Annotated in this window: 16 protein-coding genes; 4 read left to right on the forward strand and 12 right to left on the reverse strand. The window is 66.2% G+C overall.

What is annotated here, in order from left to right:
• Nucleotides 1-351 precede the first annotated feature (351 nt).
• From GY937_04640 to GY937_04650, 3 genes are read right to left on the reverse strand one after another with little or no spacing between them, the layout of a single operon-like run.
• Nucleotides 352-1,464 carry a sulfatase-like hydrolase/transferase gene (locus GY937_04640; protein ID MCP5055998.1) on the reverse strand — a complete coding sequence of 371 codons (1,113 nt, stop codon included), beginning with the start codon at nucleotides 1,462-1,464 and terminating at the stop codon, nucleotides 352-354.
• Nucleotides 1,206-1,742 (reverse strand): sulfatase-like hydrolase/transferase, encoded by a 537-nt coding sequence (locus tag GY937_04645; protein ID MCP5055999.1) that lies wholly within the window; start codon nucleotides 1,740-1,742, stop codon nucleotides 1,206-1,208. Before GY937_04645 ends, GY937_04640 begins: the two co-directional genes overlap by 259 nt.
• On the reverse strand, nucleotides 1,729-4,119 hold the full coding sequence (locus GY937_04650; protein ID MCP5056000.1) for a tetratricopeptide repeat protein: 2,391 nt from the start codon (nucleotides 4,117-4,119) through the stop codon (nucleotides 1,729-1,731). Before GY937_04650 ends, GY937_04645 begins: the two co-directional genes overlap by 14 nt.
• A gap of 283 nt (nucleotides 4,120-4,402) precedes the next feature.
• Here GY937_04650 and GY937_04655 point away from each other — a divergent pair, with 283 nt between their 5' ends.
• The gene (locus GY937_04655; protein MCP5056001.1) at nucleotides 4,403-4,837 is read left to right on the forward strand and encodes a response regulator; all 435 of its coding nucleotides are present in this window, start codon (nucleotides 4,403-4,405) and stop codon (nucleotides 4,835-4,837) included.
• Nucleotides 4,838-5,047: 210 nt separating this feature from the next.
• On the opposite strand, the gene GY937_04660 is transcribed toward GY937_04655, so the two are convergent.
• The 6 genes from GY937_04660 to GY937_04685 form a co-directional block, all read right to left on the reverse strand.
• Entirely contained in the window at nucleotides 5,048-6,232 is a 1,185-nt protein-coding gene (locus GY937_04660; protein MCP5056002.1) for a hypothetical protein, read from the reverse strand.
• 46 nt (nucleotides 6,233-6,278) lie between these two features.
• Nucleotides 6,279-7,757, reverse strand: a complete 1,479-nt coding sequence (locus tag GY937_04665) for a hypothetical protein (protein ID MCP5056003.1) — start codon at nucleotides 7,755-7,757, stop codon at nucleotides 6,279-6,281.
• A gap of 563 nt (nucleotides 7,758-8,320) precedes the next feature.
• The gene (locus GY937_04670; protein ID MCP5056004.1) at nucleotides 8,321-9,685 is read right to left on the reverse strand and encodes a GNAT family N-acetyltransferase; all 1,365 of its coding nucleotides are present in this window, start codon (nucleotides 9,683-9,685) and stop codon (nucleotides 8,321-8,323) included.
• A 224-nt stretch (nucleotides 9,686-9,909) separates the two neighbouring features.
• Nucleotides 9,910-10,869 (reverse strand): nucleotidyltransferase domain-containing protein, encoded by a 960-nt coding sequence (locus tag GY937_04675; protein ID MCP5056005.1) that lies wholly within the window; start codon nucleotides 10,867-10,869, stop codon nucleotides 9,910-9,912.
• Nucleotides 10,760-12,100 (reverse strand): asparagine--tRNA ligase, encoded by a 1,341-nt coding sequence (asnS, locus tag GY937_04680; protein ID MCP5056006.1) that lies wholly within the window; start codon nucleotides 12,098-12,100, stop codon nucleotides 10,760-10,762. The genes GY937_04675 and asnS overlap by 110 nt, the downstream gene beginning before the upstream one ends.
• Nucleotides 12,097-13,434, reverse strand: a complete 1,338-nt coding sequence (locus GY937_04685; protein ID MCP5056007.1) for a hypothetical protein — start codon at nucleotides 13,432-13,434, stop codon at nucleotides 12,097-12,099. The genes asnS and GY937_04685 overlap by 4 nt, the downstream gene beginning before the upstream one ends.
• Nucleotides 13,435-13,497: 63 nt before the next feature.
• On the opposite strand from GY937_04685, the gene eat reads away from it, so the two are divergent.
• Nucleotides 13,498-14,979 (forward strand): ethanolamine permease, encoded by a 1,482-nt coding sequence (eat, locus tag GY937_04690; GenBank protein MCP5056008.1) that lies wholly within the window; start codon nucleotides 13,498-13,500, stop codon nucleotides 14,977-14,979.
• Nucleotides 14,976-15,797 carry a hypothetical protein gene (locus tag GY937_04695; GenBank protein ID MCP5056009.1) on the forward strand — a complete coding sequence of 274 codons (822 nt, stop codon included), beginning with the start codon at nucleotides 14,976-14,978 and terminating at the stop codon, nucleotides 15,795-15,797. Before eat ends, GY937_04695 begins: the two co-directional genes overlap by 4 nt.
• 30 nt (nucleotides 15,798-15,827) lie before the next feature.
• Here GY937_04695 and GY937_04700 read toward each other — a convergent pair whose 3' ends face one another.
• Both GY937_04700 and GY937_04705 read right to left on the reverse strand, forming a co-directional pair.
• Nucleotides 15,828-17,108, reverse strand: coding sequence for a VWA domain-containing protein (locus GY937_04700; GenBank protein ID MCP5056010.1), 1,281 nt, complete (start codon nucleotides 17,106-17,108; stop codon nucleotides 15,828-15,830).
• The gene (locus tag GY937_04705) at nucleotides 17,105-17,932 is read right to left on the reverse strand and encodes an OmpA family protein (GenBank protein ID MCP5056011.1); all 828 of its coding nucleotides are present in this window, start codon (nucleotides 17,930-17,932) and stop codon (nucleotides 17,105-17,107) included. Before GY937_04705 ends, GY937_04700 begins: the two co-directional genes overlap by 4 nt.
• A gap of 278 nt (nucleotides 17,933-18,210) precedes the next feature.
• Here GY937_04705 and GY937_04710 point away from each other — a divergent pair, with 278 nt between their 5' ends.
• A complete protein-coding gene (locus GY937_04710; GenBank protein ID MCP5056012.1) occupies nucleotides 18,211-19,260 on the forward strand; it encodes an ATP-binding protein in 1,050 nt (349 codons plus the stop codon).
• On the opposite strand, the gene GY937_04715 is transcribed toward GY937_04710, so the two are convergent.
• Nucleotides 19,233-19,517: a hypothetical protein gene (locus GY937_04715; protein ID MCP5056013.1), complete on the reverse strand. Its 285-nt coding sequence runs from the start codon at nucleotides 19,515-19,517 to the stop codon at nucleotides 19,233-19,235. The genes GY937_04710 and GY937_04715 overlap by 28 nt on opposite strands.
• Nucleotides 19,518-19,890: the final 373 nt, after the last annotated feature.

Genomic DNA, 19,890 nt, shown 5'->3' on the forward strand with positions numbered 1-19,890 from the left:
CGCGCTCAATCACGCCCACGCGATCCAGTTCCTCGTAGCTCATGCTCACTGTCTCCATGCCCGCGGGGGTACCCCGGGCGACTGGAAAAAGCGGACATTTCTACTTTGGAGAAACCGGACATTTCTACTTGGGTACTACAAATACAATGCAATGGGTGTGTGGAAAGCAAATCACGTGCCGGGTTTGGATACATCCCCATGAGAGAAATTTTCCAGGAAAACCGGGTGGTTACGACCTCCCGGGGGTGATGGGCCAGCAGGAAGAGAGATACCCTGGGAAGAGCCGTTCCGTTTGAGCGGAAAACTTCTTCCGCGAGACGGGGTGGGGCCGAAGAATGCCCGGCAGCACGGCTACTGCAGGTAGCCCATCGCGCGCAGCTTCTCGGCGATCCCCGGGTCGATTCGCACGCCCTTCTCGAGCACCTCGTCTGGGGCATCCACTGAGAGATGGGCATCGAGTTCGCCCCGCATGCGCGCGGCCCGAGCGGCCTCGAGGGTGGCGAGGTTGACGTTCTCCGCGGGGTCGACCGTGCGATCGAACAGATACTCGGCTCCGGGTGCCCGTGCCCGGGACTCGACCGCCTCCGGGTCGTCTGCCCGGGCCGGCTCGTTTCGCGCGTAGGTCCAGGCCCCCGTGCTGAGGGCGGTCTGCATCGAAGCGTCCGGGAAGACCGGGACCCCCAGGGCGGCGTAGTTGGCTCGATCGACTGACTCTTCTGCGCCCGTCATCAGCGGCAACAGAGAAGCTCCCTCGAAGCCCTCCGGAACCGGGAGCCCGGCGATCTCGAGGATCGTCGGCGCGAGATCCACGTTGCGGACCTGCGCTGCAATGCGCACGGGCTCCACCGTGAACGGAAGACGGATCACCAGCGGCACCCATACCACGGGTGTCAGCACGTTTCGCGCGTGTCCATGGACACTGTGCTCACCGAAGGTTTCGCCGTGGTCCGAGCCGAGGATCATCACCGTGCGGTCGAGCATGCCGCTTGATGCCAGCGCCTCCCGGACGCGGCGGACGGCGTCGTCCGTCCACAACGTCGCCGCCTGGTATGCGCCCGGATCGTCGGTATCAAAGCGCTGGAACTCCGGCGGGGCGCGGCGTACTCGTGAACGTCCATGAAGTGCAGGTAGAGGAACATCGGCCGCTCCTCGTCTCGGGCCTCGATCAGGCGAGTGGCTTCCTCCACGACCCGGTCCGCGTGGGCTCAGAGGGAGGGCTTCTCGCCGACCGTGACCTTCCCCCGGGCGCCAGAGGGGAACATGTAGCGGTCGAAGCCCTGATGGAAGCCGAAGCTCTGGTGGAGCCAGCCGTTCGTCTGTACCCCGTAGGTTGCGTAGCCTGCCTGCTGAAGCAGCTCCGCGAGGGTCACCGCGGCCTCGCCGAGACCGTCCTGGGCGGCGCGGAGGGCGTGGCTGCGCGGCCAGAGAGAGGTCATGAGCGACGCCATGGACATCTTCGTCCACGAGGACTGGGAGAGGGCGTTCTCGAAGAGAACGCCCCGAGATGCCCAGCGCGCAAGCTCCGGTGTGGTGTCCTTCTCGAAGCCATAGGGTGTGGTCCAATCCGCGCGCAGGGTGTCAACCACGATCAAGACGATGTCCGGCGTGCCCAACGCCGCAAGGCGCGCGGAGATCTCGGCGGCGGGTGTGGGCGGCGGCTTGCAGCCGAACACACACACGAGGAGCAGCGCGGATAGCCACGCGGAGCAGGGCCGCGCGCAGACGGCTTCAGCGGACCTCATCCAGGGCCTCCCGGAGCTGCGGGCGGAGGGGGTGCCCAGCGGGCAACTCGGCGTCCAATGCTGCGAGCAGCGCGCGCGCCTCTCCAGCGCGGCCCGCTCGGGTGTACGCTTGAGCCAGGTGGAGGCGCGCGTCCGGCATCTCCGGGGCCGCTGCATGGGCGCCCTCGAGCAGGGCGATCGCGCGCTCGACCAGGCCCTTGCGAAGGTAGAGGTCGCCGACCGTGTCGGCCACGTAGGGATTCTCTCCGGAGAGTCGATAGGCCTCCTGGCCGGCTGTGAGCGCTGCGTCGAGGTCGCCCTCGGCGGCAAGCAGCATGGCCAGGTTGTTCAACGCCTCGAAGTTGTCCTCGTCGAGTTCCGCCACCCGTCGATAGGCCGCGATGGCCTCCTGGCGCCGGCCCATTCCCGCCAGGGCGGCCCCGAGAAGGGGTTGCGCACGCGCGTCCGCAGGGCGCTCGGCCAGGTAGCGCCGGCAGTCCTCGACCGCTCCGGCGAAGCGGCCGGTGGCGGTGCGAAACCGGCAACGGTCGTAGAGCGGGGAAGGCTGGTCGGGGTCGAGTTCCATGGCGCGATCGACAGCGCGCTCGCCGTCGCTGGCCGCACCGCTGTAGAAGTAGAGGCTTGCGAGGGTTGCGTGGGCCCGAGCATCCTGTGGATGCGCGTCGACGTTCTCCCGCGCGATCGCAAGCCCCTCCTCGGGGGAGCCCAGCATCGCCAAGGCCAACGCCCGCCGGGCTGCGATCCCCCCGTCCTCGTCCGTTGCGCCTTCCGTCTTCGCAAGCTCGGCGAGCGCCTCTTCTCGACGCCCCAGCAGGCGCAGCGCCTGGGCACGGGAGATCCGGAATTCGGCCTCGTCGGGGAACAGCCGGAGGGCGTGGCTCGAGACCTCGAGCAGCTCCTTGCCTCGTTCGAGTTCGATCAGAGCGCGCGAAAGCCAGAGCCATCCCTGCACGTCGGTCCGAGCCACCTGCACGAGCCGGTTGGCGGCGGTCCCGGCTGCCTCCCAGTCGCCGCGACGGACCTCCAGCGCAAGCACGGCACTCACCGGTGCCGACCAGCCCGGGTCACGCAGCGTGGCCATTTCGAAACGGCGCCGGGCGCCCTTGTCATCGCCCGCGGCCTCGAGAGCGCGGCCCAGCCAGAACTGCGTGGTTGCCAGGTCCAGCTTTGGAGCAACGTTGCGCAGCCGCTCCGCGGCGCCGGCGGCATCACCCTCCGCAAGCTCGAAGCGCGCACGCAGATATTCCTCATACGCATCGACCGAATCGGGGGATTCGGCGTACGCGTCTGCCTCGCGGCGGGCACTGGCGAGGTCGCCTCGCTCCATCAGGACCTCGGCGTAGTGGATGCGCAGGGCGGCTTCGTCGGGGAAGCGGACGATGGCGCCGCGCAGCGCCTCCTCGACTCCCGGGCTGTCACCCTGGGCCGCCAGGTAGTTCACCAGCGGGATCACGGCAGCCGGAGAGTCGGAGCCATCGTTCAAGGCCCGGAGGGCTTGCTCGGCCTCTTCCTTGCGGCCGCTGGCGCTGTAGAGCGGGGCGAGCAGCATGTAGTAGTCAAGGGGCGGGGCCTCGCCCTCCAGCTGCTCCTCGAGCAGCTGGATCGCCTCTTCTTGCTTCCCGGTTGCCGCGAGACCTTGGACGAGGATCTGCCATGCCTGGAGGTCGCTGGGATCCCCCGCCACCAGGCTGCGCAGGCCGCCAATGGCCAGCTCCTTCTCGCCCTGCATCATCTGAACCTGGGCGCGCATGAGCTCGAGTTGGCGCCGCAGGGCCGCGGTGGACTCCGAGCTCTGCGAAGCGGCCGCGATGGCGTCATCGATGGCCTGGGCCGCCTCGTCGTGTCGCTTCTCGGTGGTCAGGGTGGCGATGCGCTGGAGGCGGGTCTCGGGCTTGTCGGGGTAGAGATCCTCGGCCTGACGCAGGATCTCGAGGGCGCGCTCGAGGTTCCCGAGGCCGAGCTCCGCTTGAGCATGCAAGAGCAGCGCTTCCGAGTGCCGGGGCGCGTCTTCGGGCACGCGCGCGGCGACGCTCAAGGCGAGGCTCGGGTTGGCGAGGGCAAGCGCGGCCTGAGCAAGGGCGAGCTGCACGTCCACGTCGTCCGGGTAGCGCTCCATACCAGTCTCGAGTAGCCAGAGAGCCCGGGGCATCTCGCCGGCCTGTCCGAGCAGATCGGCCAGCTCGAGGAGCCCCTCGGGCGTATCGGGCGCGGTGCGGCCCAGGTCCGCCACTGCCGCCTGGGCTGCTATCCGGTCCCCGCGTGCCAGGGCCTTCGGCACTGCCTCCTGGGCCCGTTCGACCCGCTCCTCGGACGAGGGACAGCCGACCAGTCCGAGTGCGACGGCCAGGATCAGGATCCACAGGTGCTGCGAAGACATCGAGGAGTACATCGGGCGCGACTATAGCGAGCCGGCGGATTCTCAAAATGGCGGCTCCTGTCGCGCAAGAAGCTCATCGGAGGATAGGCGGGCGAGCCCCCCCCCCCCTCGGCCCGGGCGAGATCGTCGAGACCGGTTACTTCGGCTTCACCGACCTGTTGAACCGCGCTGACATCGCCGCCAACGCCCTGGCAAAGCCGGGCTCGGCCTGGCCATCGTTCGCCGGCTTTCCGACCGTCTCGGCCATCGTGTCGAACTCCGCTCGGCGCCGGGCGAGGGCTCCGTGTTCGCCGTAGAAATCGAAGCGAGCGCGGAGCCGAAGCCAACGCTCACGGCCATGGCCAACCTGAATGCCGTGGTGGTCGATGAGGATGACGAGAGTCGGGCTGAACTCGCCGGTGCCCTCGCGGCTTTCGGCCTGAGCATCACCCAACTCCGGAAGCTCGAAGAACTCGACGCTGCCAGGAACGGCGAGCGACCGCCGGATCTCGCGCTGATCGATCTTCAGCTTGCCGTCGGAGAACACGGTGCCGATGCCATCGCAGCCTTCGTGACCCGTTTCGCCAACCTGCCGATTGCCTTCGTAAGCCAGCAAACATCCGGCGCCAGCTTCGACGCGGCACGTGCATCCGGACAGCCGGTACTTCCGAAGCCGGTCACACCCCTTCGACTGCGCGCCGCACTCCTCCATCTCGTTCCACCGGGCAAGCCGCAGTAGGGCCTGGGCCGCGAGGAGAGAACCGATCCTTCCTCGCGACCAACCCACCGATCGATCCGCTATTTGCTGCGGCCTCAGCTTGCCGGGGCAATGACCCAGCGACCGGCCTGCGAATCCTCAGTGCAGCGTCCCCGAGCGATCGAAGCATGATGTGGATCGGCACCTGGCTCCACTGGACTGCATCCGCGGGTGGATTGGATCGGCCCTGAGCTAGGGCCCGCTCGGGGGCAGTTCAGGCATGTTCTTGATCGGCTGCTTGGGAAGGGGAGTCCGCCGCTTCGGCTTTCGCTTGATTTGATCCGGATGGACGCGCTTTTTCGTGACGTCCGTGACCAGGACGCGAGCGCCCTGGAGGTTGGGCTGAAAGATCATCTCCGGTCCGCTCAGCAGGCGGAGCTCGAGGCGGTAGGCGCCGGACTGGTTGGCAGTCACGCGTTGCAGAAAGGGAGTGCGGCGTTTTCGAACATCCAGGATGGCGCCCTTCACGAATCCACCGTCACGCGTGATCTTCCATTCGACCTGGGCGGACTGTCGGGGGAGTCGATCGCCAAGGCTGGTGCCGGCGACGAAGGTGCCGCCGAAGACCAAGATGTCGCTGACCTGGCCGGTGTTCTTCATCGGCGCGACTCGGAATTCGAGCTCGGCCCGATTTCGGGCGTTCGGGCCGGTGCCCGGTGCGGCCGTGCTTCCGCAATCGTCGGGTAGTTCTGCGATCGGGCTCCTCGCGACGGTGCGTACTACTTCGTCGTCGGCGGCGAGGATGATTCGGTAGCGAGTCCCCGGCGAGACATAAGCGGGAAGATCCGCCGGGATGCGGATCTGGATCTCGGAGTTCGACCATCGCACGATCCGGTCATTGGTAATCGAGACGGTGTATGGGCGGTCCTCGCCGACCTTCACCCAGAGAATCATGAACACGCCGCGAAGGTCCGTGAAATTGGAGCCACGAATGCGCAGCACGTCTCCGGGACACGCGCGCCCCGGTCCGATCGAGGCGATGGACGCCGCCGGCAAGACGGCCTCGAAGGCCAAGCCGGCCGACAGGTCCGGGCCGAGGCCACGTCCTTCGGCGGGTGCGCTCCGCCGGAGGAGGTCGAGGTAGTAGCGGCCCTCACCCGGGACTGGGAGCGGGGCGAGCTCGATTCGGGTGTCTGTCCACGAGCGGATCTGGCCGCCCCTGATCTGGGCGATGGCGCCTCGGCGGTCGCCCCGAACCAACTGGATCTCCATGGAGTCGCGAGCGCCGAAGCCGCTCCCTTCGAGGACGACGTTCTGCCCAATTCTCATTGGGTTCGGCGAGATCCCCGTCGCGGCAAGCTGGGCGCTCGCCGATGTGCTCGCGAGGACGAGTGCGACCAGAAGAAACAGGTACACAAGCGCTTGAGAGCGGATCACGGGCCAGGCTCCTTGGGATTGCAGGCGCTGCAGTTGTGGTTCTGCACTAACGCGCCGATGGCCGATAGAACCGGCCCCCATTTTGGGTGTCGATGGACTCGGAGTTGTTGCTCTCGCTTCTCTCGTGATGGTCGCCGTCGGGATCGATTCGCACGCGAACGCTACCTGCCTCGGCAGCGCCCCCGACCGTCCCCCAGTTCGCCATGTCGCGGAGGTTCGCGCGGGCGTCGTGAGTATCGCCCTCTGCTAGCTGCGGGGTCCTGAAGTGGTGCTGGCGGATGAGCGCACCGGTTCGACCGGTCAGGACCTCGATGATGCCGCCGGTGAAAAGCGGGGTCGAGCTGTGGTTTGTGACGGTTGCCAGGGCGCCCGACGGCCCGGCGGAGTCGTACGTGACTTCCAGGTCAACGGCTAGATCGACCGATCCGAAAGAGCTTCCGGATGCCTCGTCCTGCCGCTCACGCGTGCGCGCGGCCCGGTGATCGATGGACCCGTCGACGGCGTCCACACGCCAGCTCAACGACCGCGAGGCCAGAATTCTACCGTCTCCCGTCAGATCGACCCGGATGCGACCGACACCGTCTTCGCTGCCCGTGCAGGTGTAGAGCATGGGGTTCGGAGGCGTACCCCTTTGGCTCTCGCCTGGTATCAAGTCTCGATGGAGGGTGGTCACATTCTGTCCGACACCGTCGACGCAGGTCGCGCGCAAGTTCTCGACGATCGCTTTGAGACGTCGCCGTTCGCCCGTCTCGTTCTGAATGCGATAGTCGACGAGCAGGACCGCCCAGTCCCTTCCGCGTGTGGCGATTCGGATGTTCGTGATGTCGTCCCGGGCATCGCCGGCGAGGCCCACGAAGCCACCCACGGTGGTGCTGCCCAGCTTCTTCTCGAACACGTTGTTCGCCGCGATCCGGTCCTCGACCACCAGCTTCGCGGTCAGCGTCTCCTCGAGGCCCGGGGGCACGGTGTAGGTCGCGGTGGCGATAAAGCCGTGGCCGCTGCCGATGCGGATCACCTGGGCTCGGCCACGCCACAAAACCCGTCCGCCTTCAGCCGCGCCACCTTGCCTCAACTCGATGTCGCAGCACTCCGCCGCCGACACCGCGCGATCGGCTCGCCCGGTGATCGATACGGTCCGGCCCGTGCGAGCCATCTCCACAAGGCGCACGTCGAAGGGAAGGCTCTCGAGAAGCGCATCCCCCGGTACGGCAGGCAGCGACGAGTTCGCACGAGGCGGCCGCTGGACCATGGGCCCCGCCTTGGGAACCCCACCGCTCTTCTCGTCTGGATTCGATGCCTTCTCGTTGGATCGCATGGCGTCCGGCGAGGTGATCTTCTTCTTGTTCTTCTTCGATCCTTTGCGGGCCTTGGGAGCCGTCTTCAACAACGAATCCTGCGTGCTCTTCGGGATGGGAGCCTGGATGCTCTCCTGCCCCTTTCCCTTCGACGATTCCTTGGGTGCCCCAAGGGCGGCCGGACCCAGGACGAGAGTCACGAAGATCAAAACCAGGATGGACGCACGCATGCGTGGATTCTCCTTGGGCACCGTTGGATTCCCGGACCGAGCAGACTCGCGTGCCGAGCCAGGAACCTATCATGATGGACGGGCGGGCTCGTGAAGCACCCCGTCGGGTCCGTTGGACGATCGGATGTTGTCTCTCCCCCGGCAAGGCGGCGTAGCAGGCGCTCAGCGAGCTTCTCGTTGTAGATCGTAGGCCGGGCCATGGTTGGAAGTCTAGCGAGGCGGCGGTCGCCTATTGGGGAGGCAGTCCCCGAGAACGCCTCGTCCCCTTCCCGGCTGTTTGACATAGGTGGGAATTATCGGGCATCGCGGGAGAAAGCGCGCCTTGCTTCTCCTATACACTCGACGATGTACTAGGCGGGCGGCCTGGGACGGTGAGGACCCACGTCGAGGCTTTGCTGGGAATCCTGCAGGTCGCGAACCGAACGGAAGCCGTCTTCGCACTCATCGAGCGAGGCGTCGTGGCGGGCCCCGACCCGATTGATCTCCCCGCCATTCAGCCGGTTCCTGCCCTCGGTGCAGGCCCTGGGCCCCGCGGCTTGCCCGGCTCGCTGCTCACGCTTCGCTCAAGTGGTTGCCATCAAGAAGGACGCCTGTTTCGGAAAGAGCGCATCGACGAGCGCTGTTTCCTTCACCTGCACGTCGGTAAAGGCGTATTCGAGTTCGCTCAGGGAACGATGACCGAAGAGAAGGTGGAGAAAGGTGAGGTCGGGGAAGGCCGCGTCGCCCACTTCTTCCGTACTCGGCCTCCAGGGCGTCGCAGCCGTCAGGCGACCCTTCTCGAAGCGCAGCCGCACACCCGTCCGATAGAAGCTGAGGGAGAGCGTTCCGTCGTGACCTTCGAAGGGCGATGCGGCCAGGCGCGCCTCCAATGCGGGAGCCACGTGAAGCAGGAAGCCCGGCAGGTCGGCAACCCGGATGTACCAGGCATAGGGCCGACGCTGCTTCCCGACGTCGCCCAGGACATCGAAAGCCGGATGGTCGGTGCCGAGCACCAGTCCCGCACCCGCATGCTCGCACTTCCCAGCCGCCGCCAACTCCCCGCCGATCTCTCGAAGGTCGTGAAGCGCCGCCATCAGAGGCGATTTCCAACCCGTTCCGGCGGCCACCTCGAGAAACGGCGTCCAGGTATGGCCGTTCTCCAGGAGGATCGGAACATGATTGAAGACCGCCCGGGGCTCCCCGCTTTCGGTCTCGACGATCCTCAGGAATCGGGTCTGGGTCGAGAACGCGAAGCGGCCATCGAGTTCGAATTCCCAGAAGGCCTGATCGCGTTTGCAGATGAGGCGGTAGCGCTGCATGCCGTAGTCGAATGTGCGGGCGATGAATTCCTCGTCGCCCTTCTCCGCGGCGCGCACGCAGAGCCCCGCGACTGGCTCCGTCGGGAGATTCGCGCGCGGCACCATTCTTCCGCCGAATCGCTGAGCCGCCATCTCATAGCCGAATTGTCGGTAGTAGAAGGGAATCCCGTCGATCACCTGCAGCCTGTCGCCGCCTTCGTCGCTCCAGCGATGCACCTCGGCGAACTGGCGCGCAATCAGCTTCCGATGCCGGTAGTCGGGACGGGTCCCGACCAGTTCGGGCATGCCGGCCGCTACCTCGACGCCGTCGTAGGCAAACCGATGCCGCAACAAACAGAGGGACGAAGCGACGAGCTCGCGCTGCGTATCATGGACGAGCAGGAAATCCCGGGCCCGCGCCCTCGGATGGCTGCCGTCCATGAGCTGTCGCACCCACCCCGCGATGTGTTCGTAGCGGTCGAAGTCAGGCGGATCCGCCTGGACCACGGCCTGGAAGGCAGCGATCGCCTCGATGTCTTCTTCCCGGGCGCGGCGCAGCAACAAGCCGTCGCCGAGGTCTTCGATCAGTTCGTCCGGGCGAGCGGGCCCCGGAGCGGGGAGGTCTGAAAAATCACGCTTATCCTGAGGCATGAGAACTCCTCGGTGGCGGCGCATGGGCAAGCAGCCGCTGGTGCGAGAATAAATGGAGATCGCGCACGCAGGCGACCCTGCGCACGGATGGGGCGGCCCAGGCAGAACCGGGGCGCCAGACCAGACGATCAGCTACGACGCTTGGCTTCCATTCGGATCCTCGATGAGGAGTTCGGGGCCAAGCATACTCCGCGCTCGAGCCGGCGCAAAGCAGGGCCGCCGATTCAGGGAAGGCGTTTCGAAGCGTATTCTGGAACCCGGCTCCGGACATGCTCGAAGAGCGCCGCCAGTCGATCCACCGATGCGCCGAGTTCACCCGCACTCCGGCCCGGTGCCCCGAGAATCTCATCGAGGAGCTCCCTGTCGGAGGCAGTGAACACGGCCAATGCCGCCTTGTCCGAAAGGAAGTAGCGCTCCTCCGCGGCGTGCAGGACCTGGGTCAGGCAGCCCGCAGCCCGAGTCAGACAACCCACCGTGTTGTAGACATCGCCACGCGCAGCGTGCTTGCGAGCGTGGTAGAGCGTGAACTCGGCGAGCCCGAGATAGTCGAGCTGCAATCGCCTCCGCAGGGCCGGAGGGTACGTCGCGACCCGCGCCTTCAAAGCCGCAAGGATGCCTTCACGATCCCGGAGCGGCTGACACACGTCGAGTTCTGCAAGCAGTGTCACACTGAAGAATCCGTGTGTGGGTTGCTGGCCCGCATGCCATTGATGATCGCCCCGCTCTGCCGCATCGATTTCCCGGGAGAGCCGGTCGAGATCCCTGTAGATCCAATCGACTCGTTCTCCGTCGACGCGTAGCCAGGCGCCTCCGTCCATCCATGGGCCCCAGCCCCCTGGCTCGGTCACGCTCGAAGCCCCTTTCGGATCGAGCTCGTTCGCAAACGCGCGCAGGCCTGCGACATCGAGAGGGCGCGCTTCGCGGTAGTACACGCCCAGATCGAGATCCGAATCCGGACGGGCGGTACCGGCCGCATGGGAGCCACCGAGAGCGACGGCCGCGACGCCCTCCACCCGCGCCAGCCCGTCGGTCACCCTCGCAAGGAGCGTCTCCTGCTCGGGCGTGAGCGACACCTCAGAACTCCGCGTAGCCTGGGACACGCGGGAACGGAATGACGTCGCGGATATTGGCCATCCCGGTTGCGAACTGCACCAGCCGCTCGAAACCCAGGCCGAAGCCCGCATGCGGCACGGAACCGAAGCGGCGTAGATCCAGGTACCAGCCGTACTCTTCGAGGTCGAGGCCCTGGGCCAGCATGCGCTCCTTCAACGCGTCGTGGCGGTGTTCACGCTGGGAGCCGCCCACGATCTCGCCGATCCGCGGAACCAACACATCCATCGCACGCACCGTCTTGCCATCGTCGTTGGCATACATGTAGAAAGCCTTGATCCCGGCCGGATAGTCGGTGACGACGAGCGGCTTCCCGACCAGTTCCTCGGTGAGCCAGCGTTCATGCTCGCTCTGAAGGTCTGCGCCCCAGCGAACCGGATACTCGAACTTCTGGCCACTTGCCTCGAGACGCTCGACGGCCTCGGTGTAGGTCATCTGCTCGAAGGGCGTCTCGGCCACGTGTTCGAGTGCCGCAACCACGCCCTTCTCGACGCGCTCATCGAAGAACGACATGTCCTCGGCACAATTGTCGAGAATGGCTTTCATCACGACGCGAAGGAAACTCTCCGCCAGCTCCGCGTTGCCCCGCAGATCACAGAATGCCATCTCGGGCTCGACCATCCAGAACTCGGCAAGGTGGCGGCTGGTGTTCGAGTTCTCGGCGCGAAAGGTCGGCCCGAAGGTGTAGACGTTGCTGAGGGCGAGCGCGCCGATCTCGGCCTCGAGCTGCCCGGAAACCGTGAGCCGGGTCGGCCGGCCGAAGAAAGCCTCCCCGCCCTCGACCTCGAACATCTCGCCAGCACCTTCGGCATCGGCGCCCGTCAGGATCGGCGTATGCAGCCAGACGAATCCGCGCTCCTGGAAGAACTGGTGAATGGCCTGAGCCGCGACATTGCGAACCCGGAAGACGGCGCCTAGCGAGTTGGTACGCGGGCGCAGATGCGCGATGGTTCGAAGGTACTCGAAGGAATGTCGCTTCTTTTGCAGCGGGTAGTCGTCGGCCGCCTCGCCGACGATTTCGAGCTGCGTAGCCCGCAACTCGACACGTTGGCCCTTGCCCGGCGACTCGACCAGCTCCCCCTGCACGCGTACAGCCCAACCGGTTCCGAGGAGCCGAACCTCGCTCTCGTAGTTCTCGAGCTCAGGCGGCGCCACGACCTGGAGCCCCGCCAGACTCGAGCCATCCGTTAGATCCAAGAAGGAGAGGCCCTTCGAATGGCGGGCCGTGCGCAGCCAACCCTGCATGCTGACCGAATCGCCTACGCGGCCCTCGGCAAGAACGGACTTCACGCTAGGCGCTGTCATGCAGGAATCTCCGGATCGAGGCTCGCTCCGAGCGACAACAGCTCTTCTGCGGCACCGGGCACGAACGTGGATTGCAGGATTTCGTAGGCGAGGTGGGCCCCGGGCTCTTCGAAATTCAGCGAATGAGGGAGATAGCGCATCCAACCTCCGGCGATCGAGAGTACGGCAGCTGGATGGTCTGCGACGCGCGCCTCCCAGGCAAAGCCGACATCCACCGTCGGCTCGAAGGGCAGAGCCAGCAGCCGCAGGGGCCCGAGCTGCAGGACCTGGACCGCAACTTCGGGTGTGTCGCCGAACGCGAACCGCCGAGCCGTCCGATCCCGCAGGTAGCGACGGACGCGAGCAATCCGTTCGCGGCGCTCTTCTTGCGGGTATTGCGCTGTGCGCTCGGCCTCCATGCGAAACAGGTCCCCGATTCCAGCCTTTGCGTCCTCGGGGAGATCCAGTGCGGCAAGAGCATCCGCTCGCAGGTCTGCGCTCACCGGGTGAGCAGAGAGACGAACCCGGCCCGAGACCACGCCAATCGAAACTTCGCCATCAAGAGCGATCTCCCGAGCCACCCGCACGACCTCGTCGCCCACCTCGCTCCCCAGCTCGAGAACCGTATCGAAGCCCTCGCCGACGCTTTGCGCGGGAATCGCCAGATCCAGGAGGCCGCGCGTGCGCGGATCGACGTCCGCGTGCGCCGTGAGGAAGAAGATCGGATTCGCATCGGGAAACGCTTCCACGATCCGGGCGCCCGCCGCCCACGGCCAATCTGCGGACCAGGCCAGGTTGTCATGGCCAAGCACGGTTGGATGGCAACCGTGCAGGTAGGCAATGGCCACGGGTTCGCCGGTCGCGAGATCCTCCACCCGCAGCACCCGGAGCTGATCATCCAACGGCCCATCCTGTACGCGCCGGTTGCGACCGATGCGCACGCGACCGAAGCCAACTCCCAGCTGCGCCGGCCGGGCGCCGTGCACGGCTTCGACACCCGCGCGAACGGCGGCGGAGAGGAGCTCTTTCACATGGGGCGGCGGCTCCACTCCACCCAGGAGCGCCGCCAGGCCCGTATCCGGGCCGGAATGCGTGTGAATACACGTCACGACGACATTCTCGGAAGGCAGGCCCGTCTGCTCGGCAATCTGCATCGCCACCTGCTGTGCCTGGCTCGGCGCGATGAGGCAGACCTCGAGCGAAACCAGCAGCACACTGGCCTCCGCCGACAAGAAGAGGCCGCGTGCGTGCAGGGGATCGTGGAGCTCGCGGGCCGTCCCCTGCCGTGCGCCGTAGCCCATCATTTCCGTCCCGATCTCCAGCGGAAGAGGGATGCTGCTCGTACCGGCTCTCACGCGTCACTCCACATCGGATGGGATGGAGCATACCGGCGGCTAGGCTCCGGCGGAGGGGGAAGGATGGAGAAAGGACCGCCGGGAAACGTCGAGTACCAACCCGTCGGTTCGGAGTACTTCGCCGAACGCGGCCTCCGCCGCCATGCCGGTGTGGCCTCACTCTGGGCACTCGGTGTCGGCGCCGTCATCTCTGGCGATTTCTTTGGCTGGAACTTCGGTCTGGCGGCGGGTGGCTTCGGCGGGCTCCTCATCGCGACGATCATCATCACGGCGATGTACGTCGGGCTCTGTTTCAGCATCGCAGAGATGTCACCGAGCTTGCCGCATACCGGTGGTGCCTACTCCTTCGCCCGCTCGGCCATGGGGCCCTGGGGGGCCTTCATCACGGGCATGGCCGAGAACATGGAGTACGTGTTGACGCCCGCTGTGATCGTGGTCGCGATCGGCAGCTACCTTGGCGCCATCTTCGGAACAGCCGAGGCATGGGAGCCGCTCTGGTGGGCGGGGGCCTACGCGGTATTCGTGGGGCTGAACGTCGCCGGCGTGGAGACGACCTTCCGCTTCACCATCGCCATCACGGCTCTGGCCCTTGGCGTCCTCGTCATCTTCTATATCGCAGCCGTTCCTCAACTCGACCTCGCGCGCTTCGCCTTCGACGTAGAGCCGGCGGCGGGGGGCAGCACCTTCCTTCCGTTCGGCTGGAAGGGAGTGCTGGCGTGCCTGCCCTTTGCCATCTGGTTCTACCTCGCGATCGAGGAATTGCCCCTCGCGGCGGAGGAAAGCCACGACCCCAAGAGGGACATGCCCCGAAGCATCCTCCTCGGCCTGCTCACTCTCGTCGTCTGCGCGTTCGCGACGCTCATTCTATCCGCGGGCATTGCCCCCGGTGCGGCAGCGCTCGGCGCCTCGGAGGAACCGCTCTTCGACAGCCTCCGCACGGTCTTTGGCGCAGGGCTGGGAACGCGCCTGCTGGCACTCGTCGCTGTGGCCGGCCTGGTCGCGAGCTTCCACACCATCATCTTCGCGTATGGCCGACAGGTCTTCTCACTCTCCCGAGCCGGCTATTTCCCGCGTTGGCTCTCGGTCACCCATGCGACCCGTGAGACGCCACACCGCGCACTCATCGCGGGGGCCCTGCTCGGCTACGGCGTCGCTCTCACGATCCACCTGCTCGGGCCAGAACATCCGGTGGGCGCCGTGCTGTTGAACATGGCGGTCTTCGGTGCCGTCATCTCCTACGTCCTTCAAATGGCATCCTACGTATTGCTCCGTATTCGCCTGCCGGATATCGAGCGTCCCTACCGGAGCCCCTTCGGCATTCCCGGCGCGTTGTTTGCCGGGGCGGTCGCCACCATCACATTGGTTGCGTTGTTCGTGGTCGACGAGGTGTATCAGAAGGTCGTCGTGGGCGCGGCGATCTGGTACGCCCTGGGCTTGCTCTACTTCGGCCTGCACGCACGACACCACCTGGTGTATTCCCCCGAAGAGGCCTTCGCCGCCCGAGCCAGGGGCGAGGTCATTCAGAACCCGGAGGTCCGATCATGAAAACCGAACGAGCCGTTCTCACGCGTTGGCTACTCCTGATCGTGATCACACTCGGGCTTGCGGCGGAAGCTCAGGCGGATCGCGTCGTGGAAGTCATTCGACCGTCGCATCGGCTGGCAGAAGAGCTGGTACCGCTGGCCCAGACGGTAATGGGTGAAGACGGCACAGCGACCCATGACCGAGGCACGAACAGTCTCGTCCTGGTGGGAAGCCGAGAGGCCGTCGAACGCGCCAAGGCTCTGATACAGGCCCAGGACCAGCGACAGAGGAGCGTCACGCTCTACTGGAGCGCGCGAGACCAGGCGGAGCTCGCTGCGGCGGGGGTCCGGGTCGATTGGACGGTGGGCGGCGGCTCGGTGCGCATCGGCAACGTCCTCTTCCCTGACAATCGCGTGGAGGTCTCCGCCGAGGCTCTGCGCACCGAGCGAGAGCGGCGGCTCGAGAGCAGCCTACGCATTCTCGACGGCGAAACCGGGCGCATCGGTGCCGGCCACACGGTGCCCGTGACGGTGCGGGATCGTTACGGTCGCGCCGCCACGGATTTCGTGACGGGCGAGCAGGGATTCGAGGCCACTCCGCGAATCCTCGGGAATGGAAACGTGCGAGTCGAACTCGTGCCCACCGATGCCCGGGTGGACCGCGCGGGCAACGTGGCCTTTGCAGGCGGCACGACGATCGTCGAGCTTCAGCCCGGAAAGACGATGGCCGTAGGCGGGATCGACCAACGCATGGATGAGGGTCAACGTGGCAGCCGGGTGCTCTCGACGAATCAGCGAAGCGAGGAGCGGGTGTTCCTGCTCCGGGCCGAGGTCGACTGAGAGGCACGCCGCCCATCCGGGGAAGCGGTTCTACTCTTCCTTGCGGCGCTCCACCTCGATCTCCAGCTGCTTGCGCTGCTCGTCCCGGAACGCCTCGATCTCCATGTCCATGCGCCGGATCTCGAGCTCCTTGTTCTGTTTGCGGATGCGATCGAGCTCCGCCATCGCATCGCGATCGGGCAAGGTGGCACGGGCGAACTGGAGGTCGAACTCCACCGAGCCCCTCGTGCCATCGGTTGCGAGGGCAGTGACACGCACACGGTTCGTCCCCTCCGCGACGGGAACGAAGCCGGTGAAGCCGCCGTCGGGCGAAAGCCGCACATCCGAAGAAAAATCTCCCGTCGTCAGATTGGTGAAGACGATGTCTTCGACGTTCGCGAAAGTGATGCCCTGAAGGAGCGTCACGATCTGGCCTGGCCGCTGCACCGGGGTGTAGGTTCCCAGGGAAACGCGAGAGATCTCGGTCATCACCTTCGGATAGCGGAGCGCCGCCGGCCCGAGTGCGTAGGCGTTGATCGAAATCCCCGCCCGGTGGGCCAGCTCGGCGGCACGGATCGCGGCTTCCTTGTCGCCATCGTCGGTGACGTTTCCACGGCCGACCGGCAATGAGGGCGAGCCGTCGGAGAGAAACAGCATGACGCGCCGAACGTTCTCGCGGGGCTTGCTGGTTGCCCCCGACAAACCTGCCAGCTCTCGGATCCCGATGCGGATACCGGCAGCGAAATTGGTCGCACCGTGGGCGCCACGGGCGAGCACGGCACCGAGAGCGTTCCCTACCGCCTGGAAATCCGCGGTGAGCGGCACCTCCAGCCTGGCATCTTCCTGATCGAGCCGTTTGCGACGACCCGTGATCGGATCGACCTCCCCCGAGAAGCTCACCACGCCCACACGCACGCGATCCGGATCCAGGCTCTCCAGCAGCGCGCGCGCCGCCTGGACCTGCGCGGCGAGGATCGTGTCTCCGGGGTCCGTGCTTCGCACGTTCGGGTCGTAGCTGCCGGGAGGAAGCAGCTCGTTGTGCGGATTCACGCCGACGATCCCATCCCGATCCACATCCAGCCCGCTGGCCGTTTTGGTCGAGGCGGAAACATCGATCGCGACGATCACGTCGAAATGCTCCGGGCGCTCGCCCGCGGCCGCCGCCCGCCCGGTGAGCTGGGCCTGATGGACGTGTCCCTCGACCGTCACTCCCGGCGCCGGTGATTCGACGAGCACCCGTACCGCGTTCTCGGCCAGACCGGGCGCGGCAAAAGCCCCGAGCAGGAGAAGCAGAACGGCGCATGTGGAACGGGTCCAGGCCTGGCGGGTCATCTCACCTCGTAGGGATCGTCGTACCGGTCGGCGTCTCGCGGCGCGTAAGAGTCACCGCCCGTGTCAGAATCCGAGGGCTCGGACGACTCATAGGGATCGTAACGGTCATCGCCGGCCGGGGTGTAGCCCTCGTTCGCCTCTCGCTGCTCCCGGTCCCGTTCCCGAAGCTCTCGGCTCGGCCGGATCTCGATCTCCACCCGGCGATTCTTCTGGCGGCCGACCCGGGTCTCATTCGTGGCCAGCGGCATCGCCTCACCGAAGCCGATCGCGGTCACACGCGAAGGCGAAACTCCCTTGGCGATCAGGTAGCGGCGCACCGCGTCGGCCCGATCCTCGCTGAGACTGAGGTTCGAATCCCGGTTCCCGGTCGAATCCGTGTGGCCCTTCACAACCACTTCCGTGTCCGGGTAGCGGAGCAGGGAATCGACCAGCCGGTCCAGGCGGCTGTAGGCACCCGGATACAGCGCGTGGGAGCCGGTATCGAACATCACGTCGTTGGGGAACGCCACGAACAACCGATCCTCGCGGCGCTCGACCTGGGCATCCGGAATTGCGTCGATCTCCTCGGCCTGGCGGTCGAGGGTGTGCCCGATCAAGCCGCCCGCCAGCCCGCCTACGGCGGCACCGATCAACGCGCCGCGACCGCGCTTGTGGTCGTCGACGGCGGCGCCGGTGGCGGCGCCTACGATGGCCCCGGCGATGGCGCCCTGGGTCGATTTCTTGTCCAGGCCCGTGCCGGTCGTGGTCTGACAAGCGAGAACGGGCAGGCTCACGACCAGCAGGAGAGCGAGCCAGAGCGAAACAGGGCGGTAGGGGCGTGACATGGGGTCCTCCGGGTGCGCCAACATAGGATGTGCACCAGGCCATGGGCATTCAAACCCCGGGGAAAAAATACCTTCCCCTCGGGGGAATTCTCCCTTGAACGGAAAGAAAGCTGCTCGCCCATTGACACTTCTGGTGCCTTCTCACCACTTCACCTATGGATGCCCCAACCCTGGCGGGGCTTCTCAAAGGTGGGAAGGCAGGGTTCCTCCGGGGGCCCTGCCTTCTACCACTCGATGCACTCTGTCGAGCTCACCCCCGCGGTCCCGCGGAGACTCCCATGGCAGGCCATGCGAGGGTGCTCGGTGCAACCCTGCTCGGCATCGAAGGGATCCCGGTCGAGGTCGAAGCGCGCATCAGCTCCCAGCTGCCGCGCATCGATATCGTGGGGCTGCCGGAGGCGGCCGTGCGGGAGAGCGCCGCCCGGGTACGTGCAGCGGTGCAGGCGATCGGCCTCCCCTTCCCGGATCGCCGGATCACCATCAACCTGGCTCCGGCCGCACTGCGAAAACAGGGCGCCGGGCTCGACCTGGCGGTTGCCGTCGGCATCCTGGCCGCGGGCGGAACGCTTCCGCCGACGTCTCTCGAAGGCGTCGGCCTGGTCGGCGAACTCGCTCTCGATGGTCGCTTGCGACCCGTCCGCGGTGCGCTTTCCCAGGCGGCCTGCCTTCGGGCTGCGGGTTGCTCCCGCGTCATCCTGCCGGCGAGCCACGCCGGCGAAGCCGGGCTGCTGGTAGAACCGCCGGAGTTGGCCCGCCATCTCGGTGAGGTGATCGAGAAACTCGCCACCGGCGCAGCCCTCGAGCTGGCCATACCACGAGAGCCTGTCACTCCGAATCCACCCGTTGCCTCAGACCTGGGCGTGGTTCGTGGCCAACGAGAGGCCAAACGCGCCTTGTTGATTGCTGCTGCCGGCGGCCACGGCCTTCTTCTACGCGGTGCGCCGGGCGCGGGCAAGACGCTTCTGGCGCGGTGCCTCCCCGGCCTCTTGCCGCCGCTCTCCGGCGAGGAGCGCTTCGAGGTGGCACGGATTCACGACGCGGCCGGCCTCGCCAGCGATGCCCAGCCCGTTCACCAGCGACCCTTCCGCGCGCCTCATCATTCTGCGACGCGCGCAGGATTGTTAGGTGGCGGTCCAAACCTCAGCCCCGGCGAAGTCACCCTCGCTCACCGCGGAGTGCTCTTCCTCGACGAGCTCCCCGAGTTCGATCGCAGCGCCCTCGAGAGCTTGCGGCAAATCCTCGAGGAAGGGCGCGTCGTGCACGCGCGGGCGGTTGGGCGAATCACGCTCGACGCCTGCTTTCAGCTGATCGCCGCCGCCAATCCTTGAAGTTGCGTTGCCTTGTTGCCGCGGTTTCCTGAAGGATCTTCAGGACTTCGCAGCTTGGTTGGTGGGGGTGGCTGGAAGTAGAGGTGGATCTCGATGTCCCCGTCTCCGACCACAATCTTCTCTGTGATGGCTTCGACGATCTCTCGCTTTTCCCCAGGGGCAAGAGTGTCCCACCTGCCATAAAGGTCACGGGCTTCTGTGACGATCTGGTCGCTACCGAGGTGCTGGATCTTCAGGAAGTCGATCTCTCCGGCCAAGGTGGGCAGCTCTCTTCGTCGATCTTTTTTTGGCGGGTCTCCAAGGCGCTGTAGCGCGTCCCGAAGGTAAGCGGTCAGACATCGACGTTCTTCCCCGGCTCGCCGGCGAGCCCGGGAAGAACGGCGATATCCGGCCGCTTACACTGAGAGTCTCCAGCAGAAGATCGAAGACTTTTTCGCTTTCAGAAACGGACTGCCCAGGGCGGAAATCTACACGGAATTGCGGGTAGCGAGGTTGTAGACGCTCACTCAGAAGCGTAGAAATCTGATCATTTGGCCGGGGGGCGACGCAGCCCGCCGTTCCGGATTCCGATTCAGATCTTCCGGGTCGAAAGGTCCTTGACCCAGGGCGAACGCCCTCCCGGCTCGACCG

The sequence above is a fragment of the bacterium genome, assembly GCA_024228115.1.
Lineage (GTDB): Bacteria > Myxococcota_A > UBA9160 > UBA9160 > UBA6930.

Bases quoted from the DNA above. Each gene is read 5' to 3' on its own strand.
- GY937_04645 (MCP5055999.1), bottom strand. From the start codon at position 1,742: ATGAGGTCCGCTGAAGCCGTCTGCGCGCGGCCCTGCTCCGCGTGGCTA.
- GY937_04650 (MCP5056000.1), bottom strand. From the start codon at position 4,119: ATGTCTTCGCAGCACCTGTGGATCCTGATCCTGGCCGTCGCACTCGGA.
- GY937_04665 (MCP5056003.1), bottom strand. From the start codon at position 7,757: ATGCGTGCGTCCATCCTGGTTTTGATCTTCGTGACTCTCGTCCTGGGT.
- GY937_04670 (MCP5056004.1), bottom strand. From the start codon at position 9,685: ATGCCTCAGGATAAGCGTGATTTTTCAGACCTCCCCGCTCCGGGGCCC.
- GY937_04675 (MCP5056005.1), bottom strand. From the start codon at position 10,869: ATGCGGGCTTCGGCCTGGGTTTCGAGCGGCTGGTGCAGTTCGCAACCG.
- asnS (MCP5056006.1), bottom strand. From the start codon at position 12,100: ATGACAGCGCCTAGCGTGAAGTCCGTTCTTGCCGAGGGCCGCGTAGGC.
- eat (MCP5056008.1), top strand. From the start codon at position 13,498: ATGGAGAAAGGACCGCCGGGAAACGTCGAGTACCAACCCGTCGGTTCG.
- GY937_04695 (MCP5056009.1), top strand. From the start codon at position 14,976: ATGAAAACCGAACGAGCCGTTCTCACGCGTTGGCTACTCCTGATCGTG.
- GY937_04700 (MCP5056010.1), bottom strand. From the start codon at position 17,108: ATGACCCGCCAGGCCTGGACCCGTTCCACATGCGCCGTTCTGCTTCTC.
- GY937_04705 (MCP5056011.1), bottom strand. From the start codon at position 17,932: ATGTCACGCCCCTACCGCCCTGTTTCGCTCTGGCTCGCTCTCCTGCTG.
- GY937_04710 (MCP5056012.1), top strand. From the start codon at position 18,211: ATGGCAGGCCATGCGAGGGTGCTCGGTGCAACCCTGCTCGGCATCGAA.